At 72.1% G+C, this 25,170-nt stretch carries 20 protein-coding genes; 13 read left to right on the top strand and 7 right to left on the bottom strand.

Annotated elements, in window-relative coordinates:
* Positions 1 to 84 precede the first annotated feature (84 nt).
* Complete coding sequence (locus HNP84_RS13000) at positions 85 to 1,521, bottom strand: M17 family metallopeptidase (protein ID WP_185049928.1); 1,437 nt, start codon at positions 1,519 to 1,521, stop codon at positions 85 to 87.
* Between the two features lie 167 nt (positions 1,522 to 1,688).
* On the opposite strand from HNP84_RS13000, the gene HNP84_RS12995 reads away from it, so the two are divergent.
* From HNP84_RS12995 to HNP84_RS12985, 3 genes are all read left to right on the top strand, one after another.
* The gene (locus HNP84_RS12995) at positions 1,689 to 3,743 is read left to right on the top strand and encodes a hydantoinase/oxoprolinase family protein (protein ID WP_185049927.1); all 2,055 of its coding nucleotides are present in this window, start codon (positions 1,689 to 1,691) and stop codon (positions 3,741 to 3,743) included.
* Entirely contained in the window at positions 3,740 to 5,407 is a 1,668-nt protein-coding gene (locus HNP84_RS12990) for a hydantoinase B/oxoprolinase family protein (RefSeq protein WP_185049926.1), read from the top strand. Before HNP84_RS12995 ends, HNP84_RS12990 begins: the two co-directional genes overlap by 4 nt.
* Positions 5,408 to 5,540: 133 nt before the next feature.
* Positions 5,541 to 6,353 carry a hypothetical protein gene (locus tag HNP84_RS12985; RefSeq protein WP_185049925.1) on the top strand — a complete coding sequence of 271 codons (813 nt, stop codon included), beginning with the start codon at positions 5,541 to 5,543 and terminating at the stop codon, positions 6,351 to 6,353.
* Positions 6,354 to 6,363: 10 nt separating this feature from the next.
* Here the strand turns inward: HNP84_RS12985 and HNP84_RS12980 are convergent, their stop codons facing one another.
* On the bottom strand, positions 6,364 to 7,458 hold the full coding sequence (locus HNP84_RS12980; RefSeq protein ID WP_185049924.1) for a serine/threonine-protein kinase: 1,095 nt from the start codon (positions 7,456 to 7,458) through the stop codon (positions 6,364 to 6,366).
* 275 nt (positions 7,459 to 7,733) lie between these two features.
* Entirely contained in the window at positions 7,734 to 8,303 is a 570-nt protein-coding gene (ybiA, locus tag HNP84_RS12975; protein ID WP_185049923.1) for a riboflavin biosynthesis intermediates N-glycosidase, read from the bottom strand.
* 65 nt (positions 8,304 to 8,368) lie between these two features.
* Between ybiA and HNP84_RS12970 the strand changes: the two genes are divergently transcribed.
* Positions 8,369 to 8,923 carry a hypothetical protein gene (locus tag HNP84_RS12970; RefSeq protein WP_185049922.1) on the top strand — a complete coding sequence of 185 codons (555 nt, stop codon included), beginning with the start codon at positions 8,369 to 8,371 and terminating at the stop codon, positions 8,921 to 8,923.
* A 126-nt stretch (positions 8,924 to 9,049) separates the two neighbouring features.
* Positions 9,050 to 10,525: a S1 family peptidase gene (locus HNP84_RS12965; RefSeq protein WP_185049921.1), complete on the top strand. Its 1,476-nt coding sequence runs from the start codon at positions 9,050 to 9,052 to the stop codon at positions 10,523 to 10,525.
* Between the two features lie 58 nt (positions 10,526 to 10,583).
* Here the strand turns inward: HNP84_RS12965 and HNP84_RS12960 are convergent, their stop codons facing one another.
* Complete coding sequence (locus tag HNP84_RS12960; protein WP_185049920.1) at positions 10,584 to 11,612, bottom strand: trypsin-like serine peptidase; 1,029 nt, start codon at positions 11,610 to 11,612, stop codon at positions 10,584 to 10,586.
* A 450-nt stretch (positions 11,613 to 12,062) separates the two neighbouring features.
* Between HNP84_RS12960 and HNP84_RS12955 the strand changes: the two genes are divergently transcribed.
* Complete coding sequence (locus HNP84_RS12955) at positions 12,063 to 13,631, top strand: phosphodiester glycosidase family protein (RefSeq protein ID WP_185049919.1); 1,569 nt, start codon at positions 12,063 to 12,065, stop codon at positions 13,629 to 13,631.
* A 134-nt stretch (positions 13,632 to 13,765) separates the two neighbouring features.
* Here HNP84_RS12955 and HNP84_RS12950 read toward each other — a convergent pair whose 3' ends face one another.
* On the bottom strand, positions 13,766 to 14,098 hold the full coding sequence (locus HNP84_RS12950) for a YnfA family protein (protein ID WP_185049918.1): 333 nt from the start codon (positions 14,096 to 14,098) through the stop codon (positions 13,766 to 13,768).
* 239 nt (positions 14,099 to 14,337) lie between these two features.
* On the opposite strand from HNP84_RS12950, the gene HNP84_RS12945 reads away from it, so the two are divergent.
* Positions 14,338 to 14,727 (top strand): hypothetical protein, encoded by a 390-nt coding sequence (locus HNP84_RS12945; protein ID WP_185049917.1) that lies wholly within the window; start codon positions 14,338 to 14,340, stop codon positions 14,725 to 14,727.
* Between the two features lie 27 nt (positions 14,728 to 14,754).
* Here HNP84_RS12945 and HNP84_RS12940 read toward each other — a convergent pair whose 3' ends face one another.
* The gene (locus HNP84_RS12940; RefSeq protein ID WP_185049916.1) at positions 14,755 to 16,479 is read right to left on the bottom strand and encodes a SpoIIE family protein phosphatase; all 1,725 of its coding nucleotides are present in this window, start codon (positions 16,477 to 16,479) and stop codon (positions 14,755 to 14,757) included.
* Positions 16,480 to 16,799: 320 nt separating this feature from the next.
* Between HNP84_RS12940 and HNP84_RS12935 the strand changes: the two genes are divergently transcribed.
* Both HNP84_RS12935 and HNP84_RS12930 read left to right on the top strand, forming a co-directional pair.
* Entirely contained in the window at positions 16,800 to 17,504 is a 705-nt protein-coding gene (locus tag HNP84_RS12935; protein ID WP_185049915.1) for a hypothetical protein, read from the top strand.
* Between the two features lie 292 nt (positions 17,505 to 17,796).
* Positions 17,797 to 21,117 carry a CARDB domain-containing protein gene (locus HNP84_RS12930; protein ID WP_185049914.1) on the top strand — a complete coding sequence of 1,107 codons (3,321 nt, stop codon included), beginning with the start codon at positions 17,797 to 17,799 and terminating at the stop codon, positions 21,115 to 21,117.
* Positions 21,118 to 21,308: 191 nt separating this feature from the next.
* Here the strand turns inward: HNP84_RS12930 and HNP84_RS12925 are convergent, their stop codons facing one another.
* Positions 21,309 to 21,905 (bottom strand): hypothetical protein, encoded by a 597-nt coding sequence (locus tag HNP84_RS12925; protein WP_185049913.1) that lies wholly within the window; start codon positions 21,903 to 21,905, stop codon positions 21,309 to 21,311.
* A 509-nt stretch (positions 21,906 to 22,414) separates the two neighbouring features.
* Here HNP84_RS12925 and HNP84_RS12920 point away from each other — a divergent pair.
* The 4 genes from HNP84_RS12920 (at position 22,415) to HNP84_RS12905 (ending at position 25,032) form a co-directional block, all read left to right on the top strand.
* A complete protein-coding gene (locus HNP84_RS12920; RefSeq protein ID WP_312924629.1) occupies positions 22,415 to 22,624 on the top strand; it encodes a mycothiol transferase in 210 nt (69 codons plus the stop codon).
* Between the two features lie 82 nt (positions 22,625 to 22,706).
* A complete protein-coding gene (locus HNP84_RS54915) occupies positions 22,707 to 23,081 on the top strand; it encodes a BTAD domain-containing putative transcriptional regulator (protein ID WP_312924627.1) in 375 nt (124 codons plus the stop codon).
* On the top strand, positions 23,000 to 24,415 hold the full coding sequence (locus tag HNP84_RS12910; RefSeq protein ID WP_185050306.1) for a hypothetical protein: 1,416 nt from the start codon (positions 23,000 to 23,002) through the stop codon (positions 24,413 to 24,415). Before HNP84_RS54915 ends, HNP84_RS12910 begins: the two co-directional genes overlap by 82 nt.
* A 200-nt stretch (positions 24,416 to 24,615) precedes the next feature.
* Positions 24,616 to 25,032: a hypothetical protein gene (locus HNP84_RS12905; protein WP_185049912.1), complete on the top strand. Its 417-nt coding sequence runs from the start codon at positions 24,616 to 24,618 to the stop codon at positions 25,030 to 25,032.
* The last annotated feature ends 138 nt before the right edge of the window (positions 25,033 to 25,170 follow it).

Genomic DNA, 25,170 nt, shown 5'->3' with positions numbered 1-25,170 from the left:
AGGGAGGGATGGTAGGACCCGGCACCGACAATCCGGGGGGCCCGCGCCGCCGGGGGACAGGCGCGGTCACGGAAGGCGTGCCCGTCAGGCGCCCCGGGCGAACGCCTCCAGCAGGCGGGTCAGCGTGAGCACGCCGAACCCCGTCGCGCCGCGCCCGGACGCGGGCCCGCGCCAGGACGGGCCGGTGATGTCCAGGTGCGCGAACGGGATCTCCTCCGGCACGAACTCGCCCAGCAGCAGCGCGGCCGTGATCGCCCGCCCGGTGTCGGCCTCGGGGAAGTTGCGCACCTCGGCGTACGGCGAGGAGATCTGGTCGCGGTAGCGGCGCGCCCACGGCAGCGGCCACAGCGGCTCGCCCGCCGCCGCGCCCGCCGCGAGCACCCGCTCGGTGAGCGCCGGGTCGCGGCCGAGCACGCCGCCGATGTCCGGGCCGAGCGCGGTGACCACCTGGTAGGTGAGCGTGGCGACGTCCACGATCGCGCCGGGGCGGTCGCGGGCGGCCAGGGCGAGCGCGTCGGCCAGGATCACCCGGCCCTCGAAGTCGGTGTCCAGCACCTGGATGCGCCGCCCGTCGCAGGCGGCCAGCACGTCGCCGGGGCGCACGCCGTACGGGCCGATCATGTTCTCGGCGAGCGGGAGCAGGCCGCGCACCGCGACCGGGAGCCCGCGCCGGGCCAGCACCGCCATCACCCCGAGCACGACCGCGGCCCCGGTCATGTCGCCGCGCATGGCCATCATCGCGGCCGGGGACTTCAGGGACAGGCCGCCGGAGTCGAAGGTGATGCCCTTGCCGACCAGCGTCACCGACGCCCGCGCGCCCGGCGGCTCGTAGCGCAGGTCCACCAGGCGCGGCGGGTGCGGGGAGCCCGCGCCCATGCCGAGCAGCGCCCCCATGCCCAGCTCGCGCAGCGCGTGCTCGTCCAGCACCCGGGCGTCGAGCCCGCCGCGCACCGCGGCGTCGTGCGCCTCCTCGGCCAGCCGGGACGGGATCAGGTCGCCCGGCGGGCGGTTGATCAGGTCGCGGGCCAGCAGCACGGCCTCGGCGTCGAGCAGGCCGGCCTCGATCGCCGCCTGGATCGCCTCTGCCGATTCGGTCGCCTCTGCCGCTTCGGTCCTCTCTGCCGCTTCGGTCGCCTCCGCTGCTTTGATCGCCTTCGCCTCGTCGCCGCAGCCGGTGAGCGTCACCAGGGAGGGCGGCGTCTCGGCCAGCGCCAGGCCGGTCACCGTCGCGCGTACGGACTCGGCCGGGCCCAGCCGGGCGGCGGCGCGGGCGGCCAGGTCGGTCTGCACCTCGGGCACGGCCCTGGCCGCGGCGGTGGCCGCCGTGCGCAGCGCCTCGGCGTCCAGCTCGCGCTCCGGGCCCAGGCCCGCCAGCAGCACCGGCGCCCCGCCCTCGTACGCCGCCGCCGTCTCGCCGGCCGCGCCCGCGAAACCGCCCCACGGCAGGTCCGGCGCCTCCCCGGCGAACACCCCGCGCACCTCCGGCACGCCCGCCCGCCGCGGCCCCGTCTCGACCCGCACCGTCCACCCCCTGATCGTCCGTTCGGCGGCGCCAGTCTCCCGCGCCCCGAGCCGGCCGCGCAGGGCACGCCGCACCGTCTCACCCCGGATCGCTGGTCGGTGTGCACACTGCGGCCGGGCCGCCCGGAGCTACCGTCGCCGCGACGCCCACAGAAAGGAGCTCGTTGATGGCCCGATTCCGGGTATCCATGGACATCGGCGGCACGTTCACCGACGTCATCGGGTACGACGAGGCGACCGGGCGGTACCTGGTGGGCAAGTCGTCCACCACCCCCGACGACCTGACCGACGGCGTGCTCACCGCCCTGGCCTCGCTGGTGGACTCCCCCGGCGACATCTCCTTCACCGTCCACGGCACCACCCAGGGCCTCAACGCGTTCCTGGAGCGGCGCGGGGTGAAGGTGCTGCTGCTGGCCTCGGCCGGAGCCGGCGACACGTACCACATCGCCCGCGGCCCCCGCACCCGCCTGTACGACCTGCACTTCCGCAAGCCCGAGCCGCTGGTGCCGCTGCGCGACATCCTGGAGATCGGCGGCCGGTTCGACGCCGCCGGCGCCGAGCTGGAGCCGCTGGACGAGGACGCCGTCCGCCGCGCCGCCCAGGTCTACCGCGACGGCGGGTTCGGGGCCATCGCGGTCGCCTACCTGTTCAGCTACCTCGACCCGGCGCACGAGCTGCGCACCCGGGAGATCCTGCTGGAGGAGCTGGGCCCGGAGGTGACCATCTCGCTGTCGCACGAGGCGGCCAAGGAGTGGCGCGAGTACGAGCGCACGTCCTCCGCCGTCGTCGAGGCGTACACCGGGCCGGTGGTGCGGCGCTACCTGGAGCGGCTGGAGGCCAACCTGACCGAGCGCGGCCTGTCGGTGCCGCTGCACGTCATGCAGTCCTCCGGCGGCATCCTCACCGCCGAGTCCGCGCGCCGCCGCCCGCTGCAGACCCTGCTGTCCGGCCCGGTCGGCGGCACGATGGGCGGCGTCGAGCTGGCCCGCCAGATCGGCCGCCCCAATCTGATCTGCGTGGACATGGGCGGCACCTCCTTCGACGTGTCGCTGGTCATCGACGGGCAGCCGGACATCTCGCCGGAGGCCAAGATCGAGGGCCTGCCGATGCTGATGAGCGTGGTCAACATCCACACCATCGGCGCGGGCGGCGGCTCGGTGGCCTGGCTGGAGGCGGGCGGCCTGCGCGTCGGCCCCCGGTCGGCGGGCGCGACCCCCGGCCCCGCCTGCTACGGCCGCGGCGGCACCGAGCCGACCGTCACCGACGCCAACCTGGTGCTCGGCCGCATCGACCCGGAGTGGTTCGCCGGCGGCTCGGTGGCGCTGGACACCGCCGCGGCGACCACCGCCGTGTCGGGGCTCGGCGAGGCGCTGGGCCTGGACACGGTCGCGATGGCCGAGGGCATCTGCGACGTGGCGAACGCCAAGATGGCCCAGGCCATCCGGACCATCACCGTCTCGCGGGGCATCGAGCCGCGGGAGTTCACCCTGGTCGCCTTCGGCGGCGCGGGCCCGATGCACGCGGTGTTCCTGGCCAGGGAGCTGGGCATCGGCGAGGTCGTCGTGCCGCGCTTCCCCGGCGCGTTCTCCGCCTGGGGCATGCTGCAGACCGACATCCGCAAGGACTTCTCCGACACCTACTTCTTCCTGGACGCCGACCTGGACCCGGCCGACATGGCGGCCAGGCTCGCCGCGATGGCGGAGGAGGGCCTGGCGTCCCTGGCCGAGGAGGGCGTGCCCGAGGAGAACCGCCGCGTGGAGCACGCGGTGGACATCCGGTACGCCGCGCAGGAGTACACGCTGACCGTGCCGCTCGAAGACGCGGCCGAGCCGGCCCGCGAGGGCTTCGTCGAGACCATCGCCAAGCGGTTCGCCCAGCAGCACGAGTCCCGCTACGGCCACGCCAACCTGGGCGCGCCGATCGAGTTCGTCACGCTGCGCACCACCGCGTTCGGCGACCTGGGCCGGGGCGCGGCCGAGGAGATCCCGGCCGCCGCCGAGGGAGCGGGCTTCCCCAGCCGGCTCCGCGAGGTCGTCTTCGACGGCGCCGCGCGTCCCACCCTGCTCGTACGCCGTGAGGAGCTGGCCGCGGGCCACGACTTCGAGGGCCCGGCGATCGTCATGGAGAGCACCGCGACCACCGTGGTGCCGCCCGGCTACACCGTGTCGGTGGACCCGATCGGCTCGCTGGTCGTCCGTGCCGCCGGAGAGGAGAACAAGTGAGTCAGAAGGTGGACCCGGTCGTCGTGGAGATCATCCGCAACGCGCTGGCCGCGGCCGCGGACGACATGAACGCCACCCTGATCCGGTCGGCGTACACGCCGATCATCTACGAGTGCGGTGACTGCGTGGTCGCGCTGCTGGACGACCAGCACCAGGTGCTCGGCCAGTCGGCCGGCCTGCCGATCTTCCTGGGCAACCTGGAGACCTGCACCAAGGCCACCGAGGAGCAGTTCGGCCGCGAGGTGTGGCGGCCGGGCGACGTGTGGATCCTCAACGACAGCTACCTCGGCGGCACGCACCTCAACGACGTCACCATCTTCGGCCCGGTGTTCGTGGACGAGGAGCTGGTCGGCTTCACCGCGACCCGCGCCCACTGGATCGACGTGGGCTCCAAGGACCCGGGCGGGTCGATGGACTCGGTGAACATCTTCCAGGAGGGCCTGCGGCTCGGCCCGCAGAAGCTGGTCGAGGGCGGCGTGGACGTGCCCGGCGTGATGAGCACCATCGCCACCAACGTCCGCTTCCCCTACCAGACCAGCGGCGACATGCACGCGATGATCGCCACGATCAAGATGGGCCAGGCCCGCCTGGAGGAGATCGTGCGGCGCTGGGGGCTGGACACGCTCCGCGCCGCCCGCGACGAGATCTTCGCCCAGACCGAGGCGCTGGAGCGCGAGGTCATCGCGGCGATCCCCGACGGCGTCTACACCGCCGAGGGCTGCCTGGACAACGACGGCATCGACCTGGACACCCCCGTCCCGGTGCGGCTGACGATCACGGTCTCGGGCTCCGACATCGACTTCGACGTGCGCGACTCGGCCGACCAGACCGTGGGCCCGGTCAACTGCGGCGTCTCGCAGACCGTCTCGGCCTGCCGGGTCGGCTACAAGCTGCTGGTCAGCCCGGACGTGCCCGGCAACGGCGGCTCGTTCCGGCCGATGACCGTGCAGGTGCGCGAGGGCTCGGTGTTCGGCGCGGTGGCCCCGGCCGCCTGCCAGTGGTACTTCTCCCACCTCGGCCTGCTCATCGACATGGTGGCGCGGGCCCTGGCCCCGGCGCTGCCGGAGAAGGTCGCGGGCGCCAGCCACGGCGACTCGATGATCGTGCTGCTGGCCGGCCGCGACCCGCGTACGCGCCGCGACTACGTCAGCCTGGAGGCCACGCTCGGCGGCTGGGGGGCCTGGGACGGCTCCGACGGCGAGACCGCGCTGATCAACAACGTGAACGGCTCGCTGAAGGACATCCCGATCGAGGTGTTCGAGACCCGCTACCCGTTCCGGATCAGCACCTACGAGATCAGGCCCGACTCCGGCGGCGCCGGGCGCTTCCGCGGCGGCAACGGTGTCGTACGCGAGTACACGGCGCTGCACGACTGCACGGTGTCGCTGTGGTTCGAGCGCTCCACCACGCCCGCGTGGGGCCTGTTCGGCGGGCACGACGCGGCGCCCCCGGAGGTCGTGATCAACCCGGGCCGCGAGGACGAGCGCCGCCTGCTCAAGTGCAACGGCCTGAGGCTCAAGGCGGGTGACGTCATCCGGTGCGCGACCGGCGGGGGCGGCGGCTTCGGCCCGCCCGCCGAGCGCGACCCCGGGGCCGTACGGGCGGACGTCCTGGACGGCCAGGTCTCCGAGACCCGCGCCAAGGAGGTCTACGCCCACGCCTGACGCCGGGTCCTCCCCGCCGCGCCGCCGCCGCGCCGCGCGGCGGGGAAAACCGGTTGTGCCCGGCGGCCCGCTCCCGCTTCCATGAAGATCCGCGAATCGACGCCACACAGAGGAGGGATCGCGAGGATGACGGGTGCCTAAGTCGCCACGGCCCGCCGCCGCCCACGCCGACGGCGACCGGCTCAAGCTGCACCGGCACGAGGTGCGCGCCGACGGACGCGCGTACGAGATGATCACCCTGCGCCCCGGGGTCCGGGCGCGCCTGTCCACCAACCGCTACCACGACACCTGGCACATCCTGTCCGACCCGCACGGCGCGCGCCTGCTCGCCCGCCTGCTGTGGGGCCTGTCCTACCAGCGCCGCCCCGGCACCCTGGTCGTCATCGGCCCGCCCCACCTGACGCGAAACCCCTTCGACGCCGAGCCCGCCGACCCCATCGCGCTGGTCCCGGCTCAGCTCACCACGCTCACCCGCGACGCCGCCCGCGCGCTGCGCCGCCGCGTGGCCGACCGCCGCCACCGCCCGCACGGCAGCGTCAAGTGGCACACCTGGGGCCTGGAGGCGGAAGTGGCCCGCCAGGAGGCGGTCCCGTGGCAGTGGCGGCGCTCGCTGAACCGCTGCGGCGCCGCCGTCGAACGCGTCGGCGGCATGATCGTGGTGCGCGCCGCCCCGGACCTCCTGCGCGAGTGGGCCCTGGACGCGGCCTTCCTGCCTCGCAATCTCAACCGGGGCACGTCGAACTGCGACTACCACCCGCAGGAAGTCCTGACCCACTACCCCGACGGCGAAGTCCAGATATTCACCGACTTCCGGCGCCGTGTCAGCGCCGCGTCGATCGCCCGGGACGAGGTCCTGGCCTCCCTCCCGGACCCGCCGCCCCCGCTCGACCTCAACCCGCTGATCTGGCGTCGCGGCACCGAGGTCCGCGCCCGCCGCGGCGCCTGACCCGCACCGGCTACGTACGGGCCGGGGAGGAGCCGGGCGCGGGGGAGGGGGCTCCGTCCCGCAGGGCGAGCGGCACGAGCGCGGCCGTGATCGCGAGCAGCACCGCCGCCAGGATCACGACCGTACGCCGGCGCCGGCCGGTGCGCCGCCTGGGCCAGTCCTCCGGCGGCAGCGTCGCCCCCGCGGACCGCGGCGGAGTCCCGGCCGCCGCGGCCCGCCCGCCGGGGATGGTCGGCACGTCCCCCTCCTCCTCCGCCGTCGCCGTCGCCGGAAGGACGCCCGGCGCCGGCATGGCCCTGGTCGCGTCGCCGGTGAGCCGCCTGAGCGCGGCGGCGGCCGTCGGCCGGACCTCGGGCCGCTTGTCCAGGCACGAGGCGAGCAACGGGCGCAGCTCGCCCGGGACGCCGGACAGGTCGGGCTCGCGGGTCACGATCGCGTGCATGATCGCCGGTACGCTCGCGCCTCCGAAGGCCGGGCGTCCCGTCGCGGCGTACACCATCGTGCAGGCCCAGGCGAACAGGTCGGCCGGCGCCCCGGCCTGCCGTCCCTCGAACTGCTCCGGCGCCATGTACGCCGGAGTCCCCGTCACCGCCGAGTGCACCGTGGTGTACTCCAGGTGGTGCGCGATGCCGAAGTCGATCACCACCGGCCCTTCGGGCCCCAGGATCACGTTGCGCGGCTTGAAGTCGCGGTGCACGATCCCCACCCGGTGGATCGCGGCCAGCGCGGTCAGCGTCGCCACCGCCAGCCGCTCCAGCCCCGACCCGGTGCGCGGCCCCTCGGCGGCGACCAGCTCCTCCAGCGACGTGCCCGGGATGTACTCGCTCACGATGTACGGCCGCTCGCCGAACAGGTTCACGTCCAGCACCTTCGCCGTGCAGAACGGCGCGACCCGGCGGACCGCGTCCAGCTCCCGCATGAACCGCCTGCGCGCCTCCGGCCGCCCGGCCAGCCAGCCGTGCAACACCTTCACCGCCACCCACGTCCCCGAGGGCGCCCGCCCGAGATACACCGTGCCCTGCCCGCCCTCACCGAGCACGCCGCACAGCACGTACCCGCCGACCCGCTCCGGGTCCCGCCCGGTGAGCGGCCGGACCTCAGGCATCGGCCGGGAGTGTACGGAGAAGTCCCATGCTCCCCACTGTGCCGCGGCCCCGCACCCGGACACATGAGTACGGCCCTACTCAAATGCGGGCGGCCCATCACGGACCGCGCCGTGACCGTGCGGGCGGCCGGGCCGATCACCCAGCGGTGCAGCCGCCCGTCGGCGGGCGAGACCGCGCGGGCGGCGGCGTACGGGCCGGGGCGGATCGCCGACCAGACCTTCACCAAGTGGCAGGGCGAGTGGGCCCCGCCGGGTGAGCCGCCCCGGACCGGGTGTCACGCGCTCGCGAGCCGGTCGCGGGCGTCCATCAGGGCGAACCCGAGCAGGTTGAGGCCGCGCCAGGTGGCGGGGGAGGCGGCGCGCTCGTCGTCGGCGGCCAGGCCGATGCCCCAGATGCGGTCCACGGGGCTGGCCTCGACCAGCACCCGTCCGCGGGTGCCGAGCAGGAACTCGCGCAGCTCCTCGTGCTGCCCGAACTTGGCGACGTTGCCCCGCACCACGATGTCGTAGCGGTGCTCGGCCCACACGCGCTCGTCGAACCCGCGCACCCCGCGCCCCAGCTTCTTGGCCTCGCCGGGATGGCCGGCCGCCAGGATCTGGGCCGCGGCCTCCTCATCGCCGAACAGCAGCGCCTTGTGCGCCATCATGTAGTGCTCGGCGGAGCGGAACACCCGTCCGTCCTCCTCGAACTCCACCGGCCACCACTGGCTCAGGCACCACGCCCCGATCTCGCCTTCGCGCCGGGCCCGGTGCCCCCAGAAGCACAGATACCGCAGCCGCACCCCGGCCCGCTCGGCCGCGACGGCCTGCTCGACCGACCGCGGTGACTCGATCACGTCCGCCATGCCTCCACGATGGCAGACCCCGCCGACAGAATGCGCGCCCATATCGGCGGCATAGGATTCCTGATATGCGGCGGTTGAGCAGTACGGTGGTCGTGGTGGTGGGCGACGGGGCCGCGGACGTGGTCGCCGGGCTGGACGGGCTGCACAACGTGCGGGCGATCCCGCGGCGGGAGCAGCGGGTGGCCGAGGTGATGGAGGTCGCGGCGCGGTCGGCGGCGACGTACGTCGTGCACGACGCCGATCCGCTGGGTGAGGTGGCCGCGGCGTGGGCGGGGTTCTTCGACGGCACCGCGCCGGTCGGGACCCTGGAGGTGGCCATCGAGGCCGCGATCGGCGAGTTGCGGGCCGAGCGGCTGGTGCTGCCCGACTACTACCTGGTGCTGGAGCCCGACTCGATGACCGAGACCTGGCGGCACTGGTGGCTCGGGGTGATGGCCGGGGCCGCGCCCGTGCGGGTGGTGCCGGTGCGGCCGTCGGCGGCGGCGGTCACCGAGGAGCTGGGCCATCTGTCGGCCGGGCGGTGGTGGCCGGGCGACATCGAGGCGTGGCTGCGCGGGCTGCCCCGGGTGGTGCCCGACCGGGCGGGGCTGCCGGGCGGGGGCGTGGCCCTCTCCGGCTGAGCCGGGCCGGCGGGGACGGGTGGCGCTCGTGCCCGCCCATAACGCCGCGTTATAGGACAACTGATAGATCCCCTCGGGATCGGGTGGGCCGTACGGTGACGGCACCCCCCGATCCGAGGAGACCTCATGATCCGGACACGCCTGTTGATCATGGGCGCCGTGGTCGCGAGCACCGCGATCGTGCTCACCGGCAGCCCGGCCACGGCCGATCCCGTGACCGCCGCCGGTCAGTCCGCCGCCAAGCCCCCGCGCGGGATGGTCGAGGCCATGCAGCGCGACCTCGGCCTCACCGCCGAGCAGGCCGAGGCCCGCCTCGCCAACGAGGCCAGGGCCATGCGCACCGAGCCCAAGCTGCGCAACAAGCTCAAGGACCGCTTCGGCGGCTCCTGGGTCACCGGCACCGGCGCGCTCGTGGTCGCCACCACCGACGCCGCCGCGACCGCCGACATCACCGCCGCCGGCGCCCAGGCCAAGGTGGTCGCGCGCAGCCTCGCCGAGCTGACCGCGGTCAAGGACAAGCTGGACAAGGCGTCCGCGCACGCCGCGTCGGTCCCGCTGTGGTACGTGGACGAGGTCGCCAACGTCGTCGTGGTCGCGGCCAGGGACACCGCGGCCGGCGAGGCGTTCGTCGCGGCCAGTGGCGCCGACCGCGCCGCCGTCCGGATCGAGACCACCACCGAGCAGCCCACCCCCCTGTACGACGTGCGCGGCGGCGACGCGTACTACATCAACGGCAGCTCCCGCTGCTCCGTCGGCTTCTCGGTGACCAGGGGCTCGACCGGCGGCTTCGTCACGGCCGGCCACTGCGGCTCCACCGGCGCGAGCACCACCGGCCACAACCGGGTGGCCCAGGGCACCTTCCAGGGCTCCTCGTTCCCCGGCAACGACTACGCCTGGGTCGCGGTGAACTCCAACTGGACCCCCGTGGGCGTCGTGAACGCCTACGGCAACGGCATCGTCGAGGTCGCGGGCTCCACCGAGGCACCCGCCGGCTCCTCGGTGTGCCGCTCCGGCTCCACCACCCAGTGGCACTGCGGCACCATCCAGCAGCGCAACACCAGCGTGACCTACCCCCAGGGCACCGTGAACCAGGTCGTGCGCACCAGCGTCTGCGCCGAGCCCGGCGACTCCGGCGGCTCCTTCATCTCCGGCAGCCAGGCCCAGGGCGTCACCTCCGGCGGCTCCGGCAACTGCAGCGTCGGCGGCACGACGTACTTCCAGCCGGTCAACGAGATCCTGACCACGTACGGCCTGACCCTCACCACCGGTGACTCCGAGCCTCCGCCGCCCGGCTGCACCGGCTACCAGAACACCTACACCGGCTCGCTGAGCAGCGGCGCCAACGCCTACCAGCCGAACAACTCCTACTACCAGTCCACCACGAGCGGCACCCACCGCGCCTGCCTGGACGGCCCGGCCGGCGTCGACTTCGACCTGTACCTCCAGCGCTGGAACGGCTCCGCCTGGACCACCGTCGCCAGCGGCACCACCGCCGCCCCCGACGAGACCGTGACCTACAACGGCACCGCCGGCTACTACCGCTACCGCGTCCACGCCTACAGCGGCAGCGGCTCCTACACCCTCGGCATCACCCGCCCGTAACGCCGCCACCCCCCACAGCCGCCGCCGGGCTCCCACCCACCCGGCGGCGGCTTCACGCTCAGGCCGCGTCGGCGTTCTGGGCGGCCCGGTAGACGGCCATCGCCTCGTCGCCGAAGAAGGGGCCGAACATGAACTGCGGGGCGCCGTCGTACTTGAAGCTGTTGACCGAGTTCAGCCAGCCGAGCCCGGTGGACTCCTCGAACCCCTGGAACCACGGGCCGCCGCTCGCGCCGCCGGTCATGTCGCAGCGCAGCCCCAGGTCCCTGGTGGAGACGGGGTCGTCGAAGGCGCGCCCGCTGCAGTAGATCAGGTCCGAGCCGTCGAACGGCGCGGCGGCCGGGTAGCCGAAGGAGTACATCTGCCGCCGCCTGGGCTGGTTGAACGCCACCCCCTGCCCGCCCACGGCGTCGGTGAGGGTCCGCCCGTCCAGCGGCGCGACGACGGCGGCGGCGACGTCGAAGTTGATGTCCTCGCGCGCGTTCCACTGCGGCGTGGTCATCAGCCAGGTCGCCACCCAGGTGCCGAACGGCCGCCGCCCGTCGTCGAAGGCCGGGACGAACACCCAGTTGCGGTGGAACGCCCCGTTCAGCTTCACGCAGTGCCCCGCGGTCATCACGACGCTCTCGTTGGCGCTGGTCACCGCGGTCCCGGAACAGGAGGAGTTGCGCCCGTCCGCGGTGGTGAAGAACACCCGCCCGGTGGTGCGCACCACCGTTCCACCGTCATCCCAGCGCAGCCCGGGGCTGTTCGGCACCCGGGCCAGGCGCCCGCCGGTGGAGGCGGGGCGGACCGTCCACGGCGTGCCCTGCGTGCCGGCGGCCGAGACGCCCCGGGTCGCCCACGGCGTGCCCTGCGTCGGCGCGCTCGACCCGGAGTTCCGCCGCGGCGCGGGCGCCCCCATCGGCTGGGCGGCCAGCATCCGCCGCGGCGTCCAGTACTGCAGGACGGACCTGCGCTCCGGCCACGAGTCCGTGGCCGACCACCCGACGGGCTCGGGGCCGGTCACCGCCCGCGCCGCGCCGGTGGGGACCAGGGCCCCTGCCAGGGCGAGCGCGACGGCGGAGACGAGGGCGAGTCTGCGGTGCATTCACGTACCTCCCGGAACCGGAAATCTGCCGCTGAAAGGTACGTACGGCGCCGCGAAACCTCCTCAACGGCGCCGGGGAGCGGGGCGCTGGCTCATTCCCTCACCTCCTGCCCCGAGTGCCGTTCGGCGTGGGCGAGTGCGTCCAGCCGGACCCCGAACGGCACACTGCGCCCGAACTTCCTCGCCCGCCCCTCTACTAGCCGAGGCCCGGCTCCCCGCTCACCACCGCGCCAGGAGCCGCGCCATCGCGGATCAAACGCTGCGCCATAACCCGTGATCATCGCCTGGCGGCCTCTGTTGTGGGTTATCGATTTGTGACTAATCGCCGTACAACGGGTCGGCGGAGCTGTTCACCCCGGTGCTTCACGGGAAACGCCTCGCGTTCGATTTCGGGCCATCCGCAACTCATTAACTGCACGAGCACATATTTCTCTTGAGATGAGGACGTACATGCGCCGGACCACCTTCTCCGCGCTGGCGGCGGTCGTGACCGTACTGGCCGTGAACGCGCCCGCCGCGGCGGCCACCCCGCAGGACTCCTTCTTCGGCGGCAAGCTGCCGCTGAGCGCGCCGCCGGTGACCACCACCGTGGCGCCCGGGGTGACGCTGACCTCGATGTCGCTGGGCAAGAAGGACGCCGACGACTACTGGACGGTCCACGTGTACCTGCCCGCCACGGCCGGCGGGCCGCTGAACACGGCCAACACCGCGCTGGGGGCGAAGGAGATCGCCGACCGCGTCGCCGCGGCGGTCCGGGACAAGGGCTTCGAGCCGAGGCTCGAAGAGGTCTCCTCACCCGCGTTCGCCGACCACGCGGCGGGCACGCTCGGCTGGACCGTCCGGGTCGGCAAGTACGCCACCAGCGCCGAGGCGTCGGCCGCGCTGTCCAGGATCAGGGCGGCCGGGTTCGCGGGCGGCACCCGCTACACCGCGCAGGACGGCACCGACCCCGGGGCGCCCCAGAAGGTGCACGTGCTCCGCGTGGACTTCCGCGAGTTCGGCGGCACGGTCGGCACCGACTTCGGCCCGGCGCTGAACGGCACGGAGAAGCTGACCGACCTGGCCCAGGCGGCCGGCGCCGTGGCGGGGATCAACGCGCAGTGGTTCTACAACAGCGCGCCCGGCGGCATGTACGTCAAGGACGGCAAGCTGATCGGCTCGGCCACCCAGGGCCGCGGCGGCATCAAGATCACCAAGGGTGGCCGTGCGGTGGACGTGGACGCCTACACCGCCCACGTCACCCTGCGAGCCGGCCGCGACAGCGCCGAGATCGACGGCGTCAACCGGCTCCCCGGCGAGATCTGGAACTGCGGCGGCGTGGGCGGCGACCTGCCCACCGAGAAGCCGCAGCACGACCTGAAGTGCACCGACAGCAGCGAACTCGTGCTGTTCACCCCCGAATGGGGCACCCCGCCCACCGGCGCGGGAGCGGAGGCCGTACTGGACGCCGCCGGCAAGGTGACGGCGGTGAACGCCTCCCGCGGCGCGCCCATCCCCGTCGGCGGGACCACCGTCCAGGCCATCGGCGACAGCGCGACCTGGCTGGTTGAGCACGTGGAGGTCGGCGAGCGGCTGCACGTGACCGAGCGCGTCGAGGACAGCCGGGGCCGCCGCGTGGCCCTGACCCCCGACACCACGATCCTCCAGGTCGGCCCGACCCTCGTCCAGGACGGCAAGGTCTCGGTGAACGCCGCGGCCGACGGCCTGATCCGCGAGGGCGCCGACCAGACCTTCACCTACAACTGGGCCCTCCGCAGCAACCCGCGCTCCATGATCGGCATGGACGCCCAGGGCCGGCTCATGCTGGTCGTGGTGGACGGCCGGCAGGACGGCTACAGCGAGGGCCTGGGCATCGCGCAGACCGGCGAGCTCATGAAGCTCCTCGGCGCCCGCGAGGCGATGAACCTCGACGGCGGCGGCTCCAGCGTCATGGTCACCTCCGGCACCGGCATCGTGAACCGCCCCTCCGACGCCACCGGCCAGCGCTCCCTCGGCAACGTCATCCTCGTCCGCCCGTAACCGGCCGCGACGAATCCCAAGGACCCCGGGCCACCCGGGGTCCTTGCGTCGTTTCCGGCACACCCGAAAACAACGGCCGTCCCCTTATCCGCGGATATTCGCGGCGTGATTCCCCGGCCTGGGGCGGGGGCGTGTCATGCGCGTGGCGCGTACATGATCACCAGGACGCCGGCCAGGCACAGCAGCGAGCCGATGACGTCCCACCGGTCGGGGCGGAACCCGTCGGCGATCATGCCCCACACCAGTGAGCCGGCGACGAACACACCGCCGTAGGCGGCCAGGATGCGGCCGAAGTGGGCGTCCGGTTGCAGGGTGGCGACGAACCCGTACAGGCCCAGGGCGATCACGCCGGCGCCGATCCAGATCAGGCCGCGCTGTTCGCGCACGCCCTGCCAGACCAGCCAGGCGCCGCCGATCTCGAACAACGCGGCCACGGCGAACAACACCAGAGAACGGGCGATCGTCATGGCGGCCATTGCACCAGGTGCGTACGCGTGCCCGGTCGGCGGGGCGGGCGGCGTAGGGTGGGTCGCCCGGGACACTGCGCATGCCGGCAGGGCCCCGGACACAGTCCGCCCTCCACGCCGAGACAGGTGGCACATCCGATGCCGAACCACCATCCACCGGTCACCCCCGTTCCGCGGGGCAGGCGCGACAGGGGCACGCGGTGGGCCTTGTGGCGGAGCCGGGACGAGGGCGTCGCCGCGTGACCGAGGCGGCGAAGGCGAGCGTTCGCGACCAACTCGCCGCCGAGGCCGCCCGGTGGACCTGCCCCCACGGGCGCCACGCCGGGCAGGGGTGTGTGGCCTGCTACCACGCCTCGGGCGAGGCCGACCCGGCGCTGCCGCTGTGGCAGATCGCGGTGTGGTTCACCTCGCCGCGGCCGATGCCGATCAAGACGTTGAAGGACGTACGCCGCCACGGCCGCCGCTTCGCGCTCGACCAGCCGTCCACCCCCCTGGTCTACCTCCTCACCGGCCAGGCACGCGCCGCCACGGGCCCGGAGGCGATTGCGGGACTGGTCGGGTTCCTCCTGGAGAACCGGCACATCGCCGACGCGTTCACCGTGACGGAGATCCGCGCCGTCCAGACCTGACGGGCGTCCGCAGGTGGAGAGCGGGAGCTACCGGCGGCCGGGAGGCGCGGCGGCCGGGACGCGCACGGCCAGCATGGCGATGTCGTCCATGGTGCCGGCGGGCATGCGGGCGAGGATCTGGTCGCAGAAGTCGTCCAGGGAATGGCGGGCGAGGGCGGCGGCATGGCGGCGAAGACCAAGCAGGCTGGTGTCCAGTTCGGTGCCGGGGACTTCGATCAGGCCGTCGGTGTAGAGGAACAGGGTGGAGCCGGGAGGCAGGGGGATCGTCGCGTCCGGCCGGCTCGCGCCGTCCAGGCCGGTGCCCAGCAGCAGGCCCTGTCCCTGTTCCAGGTATTCGGCGCGTCCCTCGCGGGTGATCAGGAGGGGCGGGGGGTGACCGGCGCTGGTCCATCGCAACCGCCAGGGCCCCTCCTCCGGGCCCTCGACGCGGGCGTAGATCGCGGTGGCCATGGGGACGTTGGTGATGACGGGGATGGCCTCGTCGAGGCGGTCCATGATGGCACTGGGCGGTCGCATCCGATCCCAGGCCAGAGAACGCAGCATGCCGTGCAGTTGGGCCATGCCCGCCGCGGCGGCCAGGTCGTGGCCGACGACGTCGCCGATGACCAGCGCGGTGGCGCCGTCGCGCAGGGGGAAGGCGTCGTACCAGTCGCCGCCCACCTGTGAGCCGGCCGCGGCGGGCTGGTAGCGGGCGGCCATGCGCAGCCGGCCGGGCTGCGGCAGGGCGATGAGCAGGTTGCGCTGCATGGCCTCGGCGATCTCGCGCTGGCGGCCGAACAGAAGGGTGTTGTCGATGGCCAGGCCGACGCGACGGCCGATGTCGCCGATCAGGGCCACCTCCGTGGCGTCGAAGGGCGGGTCGCCGGTACGGGCCAGGGTGAGGGCCCCCGTGACCTGCTGGGCGGTGCCCAAGGGCACGATGACCGCCGAGACGGCGCCGAGCGCCTGGAGGAATCCGGTTTGGACGGCCGCCAACGGCGAGTCGGGCGGGGTGGCGATCTCTTTCGGCCCCAGCAGCACCGGGCCGCCGCCGCGCAACACCCGCACCAGGGCGGAACGGGAGTGTTCGTCCGCCGCCGGGAGAAGCCCCCGCCATGCCTTCTGATCGCCGTCGCGGTCCTCCGGGCCGACCACCGCCACCCTTCGGATCCCCTCTTTCCTGCGCAGGTCGATGGCGAGCCAGTCGGCCAGGCGCGGTACCAGCAGGCGCCCCAGCCGGGCGATGGCCTCCTCGGTGTCCAGGGTCTGGGCCAGGGCCGTGGCGATCTCCGCCGCCAGGGTCAGCCGGTCCGCGAGGTCCTCCAGGGCGATCACGTGCGCCGCAAGGCCCTCCTCCGTCTCCCTGCCGGTCGTGTCGCCGGTGAACAGCACGGTCGTGCCGAGCACGTGGCCGTTCCTGGTCAGGGGAGAGCTGAACCAGGAGACGGGGATGGGACGTCCGTCACCGCTCAGGAAGCTGTCCGTCTCGGCGCTGGACGGCATGCGCCGGGTGAGCGCCATGAGCAGCCGGCAGTGCTTGTCCGGAATGGCGGCGCCGTTCGTGTGGTGGTGCAGCAGGCTGTGAAAGTCCTGCCCCGTCATCGCGGACGCGGTGCGCCCCAGGAGTTCTCCGGCCGCGAGGTTGACCGCGACGATCCGGCCGCAGGGGTCCAGCACGGCCAGCCCGGCGCTGAGGTGGTCGAACACCTCCCGCCAGAACTCCGGCCGCGCCGCCCATTCTCGGCCCTGGCCACCGGCCGCGTTCCCGATCATGCCGTTCCTTCCGCTGTAGACGTGCGCTCCCGGCCGGAGACGGCCGGTGGGCCTGGAGGGCGGCTCCGGGTGATGACGGCGGTCGCGCGGGGCCGGGGCGCGGCGTGACCGCCATGGGCTCGGGCCGGTTTCGGTGGGCCTCGCCTGACGGTGAGGCCCTGAAGGATCTGCCCCGATACGTGATCCGTACACAGGAGCGGCCGGCCGGGATCGAGCGGGCCGGCGCGGAGTCGCGCGGTCCCCGCGGCGGTCGGCGAGTATGGATCAGCGAAGCGGGTCCCGGATGCGGCAGGGGCCTCGGGAACAGGCTGGAGGTCGATGTGAACCATCGCGAGGGCGAGGACGACGCGAAGAAGCCACGCCTGTTCATGGCCCTGCCGGGGCGGGTCGAAGATCAGCGTCCGGCCTTCCACCGGCACGTGGCCGCGTTGCTGCGTCTCATCGGCGAGGAGGTGCCGGCCGAGACGCCCGCGAATTCGTTCGAGTGGGAACACGCCGCCCGGGCGGCCGTCTCACAGGGCTTGTCCGCGGCCGGCGAGGCGCCGGAGGCGGTCTTCGACGCGCTGATCCTGGCCGCCGTCTACGATCCCAATCCCAGCTTCAACCGCCGGTTCGTCGAGCCTGCGGTCGCGTACTTCGGGCGTCGCAGAGTGCAGGCCGCCCTTGTGGAGGTGCTGCGCGGCGGTACGAACTCCGAGAAGGCCGGCGCCGCCCGCGCCTGGTACTGGGCGCAGCCTTCGCTGAGATACCGGGGGGCCGCTGACTTCGCCGCGCGCAAAGCCACCGAGGAGAGCCAGAGGGAGTACGACGCGCTGGAAGACCTGAGAATGCGGTGGCGCGAGGCGGCGCTTCGGGAATTCGTCGCCAACGAGGACCTCGACCTGCGCCGCTGCATCCTTCCGGGGCTCGACCTCGACCCCAGCCGCTACCCGCCCGAGCTCAGGGACCTCGTCTCGGCCGCCGTCCACATCGCGCGTACGCACCCCGACGAGTACATCCGGCACCGGGTCGAGCACCAGGTCTGACGGCCGCGCCGCCGTGCCGGCCCGCCACCCCCGCTGAGCGGGCCCACCTTCACGCAAGATGAGGCCGCGCGGAGCGCAATTCTTGCGGGCTTCTTGCGCTCAGGCGACGTCGTCCCTTGCGCTCCGCCGCAGTCCTGCGCAGGCCCGGTTCATGGCGCCCACGCTGGGAGAAGGTGTGAGAATTCTCGCGCACTCTGACGTAGCTTCTTTGCGCAATCTCATCGAAATATTGCGGCCATCTGCTTGACATCTTATGGTGCGGGCAATCGCCTTACCTGAAGGGCCACCCCCCATGAGAGCACTGCTAGCCGCCCTTGCGTTACTCATCGGACTCCTCGTCGCACCGCCCGCCCATGCAGCCGCCGACACCAACCTCGCCGCCGGCAGGTCCGCCACCGCCGGCAGTTTCACCGACGTCTATCGCGCCGCCAACGTGACCGACGGCAACCAGGCCACCTACTGGGAGTCGGCCAACAACGCCTTCCCGCAGTGGGTCCAGGTCGATCTGGGCGCCAGTGCGAGCGTGAGCAAGCTGGTGCTCAAGCTGCCCTCCGGCTGGCCCGTCCGTACGCAGACGCTGTCCGTCCAGGGCAGCACGAACGGCTCCACGTTCAGCACGATCGCCGCCTCGGCCACCCACACCTTCGATCCGGCCGCCACCATCACCTTCGGCACCACGACCACCCGGTACGTCCGGCTGCAGATCACCGCCAACTCCGGCTGGCCGGCGGGCCAGCTCTCGGAGTTCGAGGTGTGGGGCAGCCCGCTCGGCAACCCCGGGGGCGGGACCAACCTGGCTCTGGGCAAGGCGATGGCCGCCTCCTCCCACACCCAGAGCTACGTGGCCGCCAACGCCAACGACGACAACGTACAGACCTACTGGGAGGGCGCGGCCTACCCCGGCACGCTCACCGCGCAGCTCGGCGCGAACGCCGACCTCACCTCCATCACGCTCAAGCTGAACCCCGACCCGGTCTGGGCCCGGCGCACCCAGACCATCCAGGTGCTCGGCCGCGAGCAGAGCGCCACCGCCTTCACGACCCTCGTCCCGCAGGCCACCTACACCTTCGACCCGGCGACGGGCAACACGGTGACGATCCCGGTGACGGCCAAGGCCGCCGACGTACGGCTCCAGATCACGGCCAACACGGGCGCCCCCGGCGGGCAGATCGCGGAGTTCCAGATCTTCGGCACCCCCGCGGCCAACCCCGACCTCACCGTGACGAACCTCACCTGGAGCCCCGCCTCGCCGACCGCGACGACCGCGATCACGCTGTCGAGCACGGTCAAGAACGCCGGCACCGCCGCCTCCGCCGCGACCTCGGTCAACTTCTACGCCGGCGCCACCAAGGTGGGCACCGCCGCCGTGGGCGCGCTGGCCGCGGGCGCGTCCACCAGCGTGTCCGTGAACATCGGGACCAGGAGGCCCGGAACGTACCAGCTCTCGGCCAAGGCCGATGAGGAGGGCGAGGTCGTCGAGCAGAACGAGAGCAACAACACCTTCACCGCGCCGGCGTCCCTGGAGGTCGCCGAGGCGCCCGGGCCCGACCTGCAGATCGTCGGCGTCAGCGCCACTCCGCCGAACCCCGCCATCGGGGAGCGGGTCACCTTCACCGTGGCCGTGAAGAACCGCGGCACCAGCACGACCGGGGCCACCACGGTCACCCGGGTCGCGGTCGGCGGCACCACGCTCGACACCCAGACGCCGCCGATCGCCGCGGGCGCGACGGCCAACGTGGCCGTCGGCGGCGGCTGGACCGCCACCAGCGGCGGCGCCACCATCACCGCCACCGCCGACGCCACCGACGCCGTGGACGAGACCGACGAGGACAACAACACGCATTCGCAGCAGATCGCCGTCGGCCGCGGCGCCTCGGTGCCGTACGTCGAGTACGAGGCCGAATCCGCCGTCTACCAGGGCACTTTGCTGCAGAGCGACCCGCTGCGCACGTACGGGCACACCAACTTCGCCACCGAGTCCTCGGGCCGCAAGTCTGTCCGGCTGAACAGCACCGGCCAGTACGTCGAGTTCACCTCCAGGAACCAGGCCAACTCGATCGTGGTGCGCAACTCGATCCCGGACGCGCCGGGCGGTGGCGGCATCGAGGCCACGATCAGCCTGTACGCCGACGGGACCTTCGTCCGCAAGCTCACCCTGTCGTCCCGGCACAGTTGGCTGTACGGCACCAGCGACGACCCGGAGGCGCTGACCAACACCCCGCAGGCCGACGCCCGCCGCCTGTTCGACGAGTCGCACGCGCTCCTGTCACGCTCGTACCCGCCCGGCACCAAGTTCCGGATCCAGCGCGACGCCGACGACACCGCCGCCTTCTACATCATCGACCTGATCGACCTGGAGCAGGTCGCGCCCCCGTCCGAGCGCCCTGCCGAATGCACCTCCATCACCGAGTACGGCGCCGTGCCCGACGACGGCAACGACGACACGGCCGCCATCCAGCGGGCGGTCACGGACGACCAGAACGGCGTCATCAACTGCGTGTGGATCCCGCCGGGCCAGTGGCGGCAGGAGAAGAAGATCCTCACCGACGACCCGCTGAACCGCGGCCAGTACAACCAGGTCGGCATCCGCAACGTCACGATCCGCGGCGCCGGCATGTGGCACTCCCAGCTCTACACCCTGACCGAGCCGCACCTGGCGACGGGAAGCATCAACCACCCGCACGAAGGGAACTTCGGCTTCGACATCGACGACAACGTCCAGATTTCCGACCTGGCCATCTTCGGCTCCGGCCGTATCCGGGGCGGCCCCGGCGGCGCCGAGGGCGGAGTCGGCCTGAACGGGCGCTTCGGCAAGAACACGAAGATCGCCAACGTGTGGATCGAGCACGCGAACGTGGGCGTCTGGGTCGGCCGCGACTACGACAACATCCCCGAGCTGTGGGGCCCTGCCGACGGGTTGCAGTTCAGCGGCATGCGCATCCGCAACACGTACGCCGACGGCATCAACTTCAGCAACGGCACGCGCAACTCGCGCGTGTACAACTCCACCTTCCGCACCACCGGCGACGACTCCCTGGCCGTGTGGGCCAACCCGTTCGTGAAGGACCCGTCGGTGGACATCGCCCACGACAACACCTTCGTCAACAACACCATCCAGCTCCCGTGGCGCGCGAACGGCATCGCGATCTACGGCGGCTACGACAACAAGATCGAGAACAACCTGATCTACGACACCATGAACTACCCCGGCATCATGCTCGCCACCGACCACAACCCGCTGCCGTTCTCCGGCCAGACCCTGATCGCCGGCAACGCGCTCCACCGCTGCGGCGGCGTCTTCTGGGGCGAGGCCCAGAAGTTCGGCGCCATCACCCTCTACGCCCAGAACCGGGACATCACCGGCGTGACCATCCGCGACACCGACATCTCCGACTCGACGTACGACGGCATCCAGTTCAAGTCGGGCGGCGGCAACATGCCGAACGTCGCCATCACGAACGTCCGCATCGACAGGTCCAACAACGGCGCCGGCATCCTGGCCCAGAGCAGCGCCCGCGGCAGCGCGACGCTGACCAACGTCACCATCACGAACTCCGCGACCGGCGACATCGTCAGGGAGCCGGGCTCAGGCTTCGTGATCAACGGCCAGTAGGCCCACGCCGATCCACCACACCCGGCGTACGAGCGTGCGGCTTCGGGGCATGACACACCCCCGAAGCCGCACCGTCTCCCGCAAGGGCCGGAACCCGCCACCCCTCCCGGCATCCGATGCCCCCGAGGACGCCCTTGCGGGGTCCTCGCATCGCCGCCGCTCCCCGCCACGAGTCCGATGGACGCTGCGATTCAGGCCGGGTTCCAGTTGTCAAGGATGATGACGGGCGCCTCTTCCACATCCAGCCAGTCGCCCTCAAGGCCCACGCCCGTGGACGCCTCGATGAAGGCGAACGCCGCACTGCGCTTGCCGCGGTAATCCTCCCGGTCGAGGCGGTCGAGCATGGCGTGAAAACCGGCCAGAACGCTCTGATCACCCTCCTGGATGATGTGCTCGGCGAAGATGAAGTCACGCAGCCGCGCCCTGATCTTGCCGTCGGCGGCGTAGAGGATCGTGTGTCCCCCCTTGAAGTGCCAGGTCGTCATCCACACGCGCGACTCCTTGCTGAGTTCGGCGAGGATGTGATCCGGCGTGGCGAAGCCATGGGAGAATTCGAGGAAACCCCAGGCCCCTGGGCCCTCGTAGACGAAGAGCACGGGCACGCCCTCCTCGAATGCCTCCTCCCTGGGATACGCCATGGTGCGTTCCTCGGGATCACGGCCTCCGTTCAGCCGCCACAGCAGATCGTCCACGGTGATCTCTTCGTCGAGGGGTTGCACCACGATCCAGCAGAGTCCGTCCTCAAGCCACTGCTGCCGCTCGAAGAGATCGCGGTAGTGATCGATCATGTGACGATTGTCGCGGAAGTGAGCCCCCTTCAGCTCCTCAGCTACGCCCAGTACGACAGGAAGGCGGTGACATGGAGAAGGTGCGGTGACTGGACGGCGACCGGCGGACGGCGTGGTGGCTGGAGGATGAGGGGCAGGTGGCGGAGTGGCCGGCGGAACTGGATCCGCGCGACTGCGTGTTCCGCGTCTGGGAGGTCGCCGATCCCGCGATCTCCGTGCGGCCCCTCGACCCCAGTACGCCGAGCAAGCTCGCCCGACTGGCCCTGGCACGTGCCGGCGAGCCCTCCGCGGAGGAGGTACGCGCGGCGGCATCGAGCGCATATGACCGGTACCGTCCGTACCACGCCCACGATGCCATCGCCTGCGCCCTCGTGCATCCAGGGCTCGACGCCTCCACGACCGTCGCCGACCTCACCGGTTCCCTCGCAGGGCGGCGGCAACGGCGAGGTATCACCTCATCCCGGGTCCTTTCGACCGAGCCCCGTCAGGGATGAGGGCTAGGCCATGATGTGTTCGCCGACTACCGCGAGACCATCGAGCAGGCGAACCAGGTCATCGACGCCTGCCCGGACCTGGCCCTTCCCGGCCCGCGCCCCCGCCCCCTAGGGCCGGACCCGTCAATGCGACAGGTCCTGGCGCACATGATCGAAGAGACCGGCCGCCAGGCTGGCCACGCCGACATCCTCCGCGAGCAGCTCGACGGATCCACCGGCCGCTGATACCTCGTTGTAAGGCGTTCGCCTGACACCGGCCCGTCCTGTGCCTTCGTAAACTGGCGATCAATCGCGGCGAGGCCGCGCGGTGCGCCTGGCGGCTGGTGAGCACCACGCGGTGGTGCCGGTGCTCACCGCCCATGCCGAGGCCCACCCGCTACGGGAACGTTCTCGCGCCCAGTCGATGCTGGGGCCGTACCGGGCCTGCCGATTCTCCGAAGCCCTCGCGGTGTACCAGGACACGCGCCGCCGGACAACTGCTGGTCTATTGGAGAGGTCATGTCCACCCCATTTCCGCCACCTCGCGCTCGGCATCCTGGTGGCTTTCCGCCGATCCCACCGGGAGGACCGCCGCCGCGAGGGCCGATGCCGGGAGGGCCGATGCCGGGCGGGCCAGGGCCGGGCGGGCCTGGAGGGCAGTGGCCGCCACCCCCGCGCGGCGGCGGCTCGAAGGGATGGCTGATCGCCGGCGTCGCCGTGCTCGTCGTCCTCCTGCTGATCGGTGGGCTGGCGGTCGGAGGCTGGATCCTCCTGCGCACCCGTGGCGGCGAACCCGGACCGCCCCTGAGCTCCACCGGCGACCGGCGTCAGCCGGTCCGGTCGCCATCGCCGACGGTCCAGGCGGTGAAACTGCGGCCGATCAGCGGCGACCAGCTCTGCGCCGCGGTTCCGGATGACCTCCGTAGGAGTCTGGTCAGCGACGGCACGTACGGCAGGAAGGACGCGTCCACCCGGGCCGCCACCGAAGCCGAGAAGCAGGCGGCCTGCACGTGGAGCAACAACAAGATGGACGTCGGCAACGGTGTCATCGGCCATCGGACCCTGAGCATCTCGGTCGCGGCCCAGAGCACCGAGAGCCAGAACGCGATCGAGTACGCCAAGTACCGATTCGACAGGAACAAGGAAGAGCACGAACGGCGGGTCAATGTCCGAGAGGGCAGGCGAACCGACGCAAGGACCTCCGGCTCGGCGTTCGGAGAGCTCAGGGAGCTGCGATACGGCGACGCCTCCTACAGCCAGACCTCGCTCGGACGCAGCGGCCTCAAGGCCGGCGTGTACGTCCGGCAGGGGCCCTGGCTGATCGAGGTCGTGTACGGCGGCAGCAACCGGACCGGCGTCCAATACCCCTCCGGCGACGAGGTGCGGGCCGCGGCAGGCAAGGTCACCGAGGTCATCACCGCGGAAATGGCCAAGGACGCCGGGGAGGCGAAGCTGGACGGGCCGTGCGCGATCCTGACCGCGAAGGACCTGGAGTCGGCGTTCTTCCCCGCCGCCGAGGGACCGTCCGTCGGAGGCAATGCCGGCAGGATCCGGCAGACCACCTGCACGTGGAGCATCCACGAGGCGGTCGAGCACGAGCCCGGGCAGAAGTTCACCGCCCGGGGCGGCGAGTTCCGCGTCCACCTGGTCGACTGGGGTGGCGGCAGCAGCGAGTCGAAGTTCCAGTTCGACCGAGATGCCAAGAAGTACGACCGCTACTCCGCCAAGGGCGGTATCGGCGACGGCAACATCCACACCGACTACGAGCCTCGCCAGGCGCTGTCCGGGCTCGGGGAGCAGGCGTTCGCCGTCATCTCCTCCACCACCAGGCCGAACCGGCCGGAGGAGGATCCCCTGCAGGAGATCCTGATCAAGGTGCTGATCGGCGACCGCACGGTCGAGTTCACCTTCAGAGGGACGACGACGGGCGGCGGCCTCGTCGGCGTCGCAGGCTACCAGGAGCCGATCTTCGAGTCCTCCGTCGCGCGCCGGGCCGTGACGCGGCTGGCCACCACCTTCCTCGCCGGCCTGGAATGAACGCTGACAACGCGCTGCTCAAGCGGCCGGACGTACGGCGACGCCCAGACGCGGGGCGCCGAAGATGAACCCGCCGCCGTGGATCCACAGGATCGCGCCATCCGTCGCGGTCGTCCGACATACCGTTGGTATACCGCCGTTTCCTATGCTCGGGGCCGCCGATGTAAACCGACCCTAGGAAAAACGTGAAATCCGCACTGATGAACAAGTTCCGGTGGACCACTGCCATTGTGAGCGGCCTTGCCGTCGCCGCCGTCGGGCTGACTGTGCACGCGCCCGGCGCGCAGGCCTCCGACATTCTTTCGGACCCCAGTAAGGCGAGCAACGTGAAGACCAGGGACACCGACACGGTCTGGTCCGGTCCGGCAGGCCTGAACTGCCAGGTCCGCACCGGCACCTATAACGGCAAGACGTACGTCTGGGGCCGCATGACCAAGGGGCGTACCGGCGAGTTCAAGGAGCTGAAGAACGGCGTCGGAATGAAGAGCGAATCGGTCAACAAGGGATCGGGCCAGACGCACTACAGCCGCGGTGTCCCGCTGCGAAAGAACTACACCTACCGCACGACGTTCTTCGACGGCAAGTATCGCTGCAAGGCCGAGTGGACCTACAAGTAACCGTGAGTACGCCCTGGCCTATTAGAGGAGCCGGCCGCCGGGGCGGCAAGGCCACGTGGGGTTTCCCCGCCTACGCCGCACTGCGACTCCTTGTCGCAACGGCCCATCGCTGATGGGTCGCGTCTCCACACGCTCGAA

This window comes from Thermocatellispora tengchongensis, from assembly GCF_014202315.1.
Classification (GTDB): domain Bacteria; phylum Actinomycetota; class Actinomycetes; order Streptosporangiales; family Streptosporangiaceae; genus Thermocatellispora; species Thermocatellispora tengchongensis.
The sequence above is the reverse complement of the archived record's forward strand: the minus strand, read 5'-3'. Positions and strand labels throughout refer to the sequence as shown.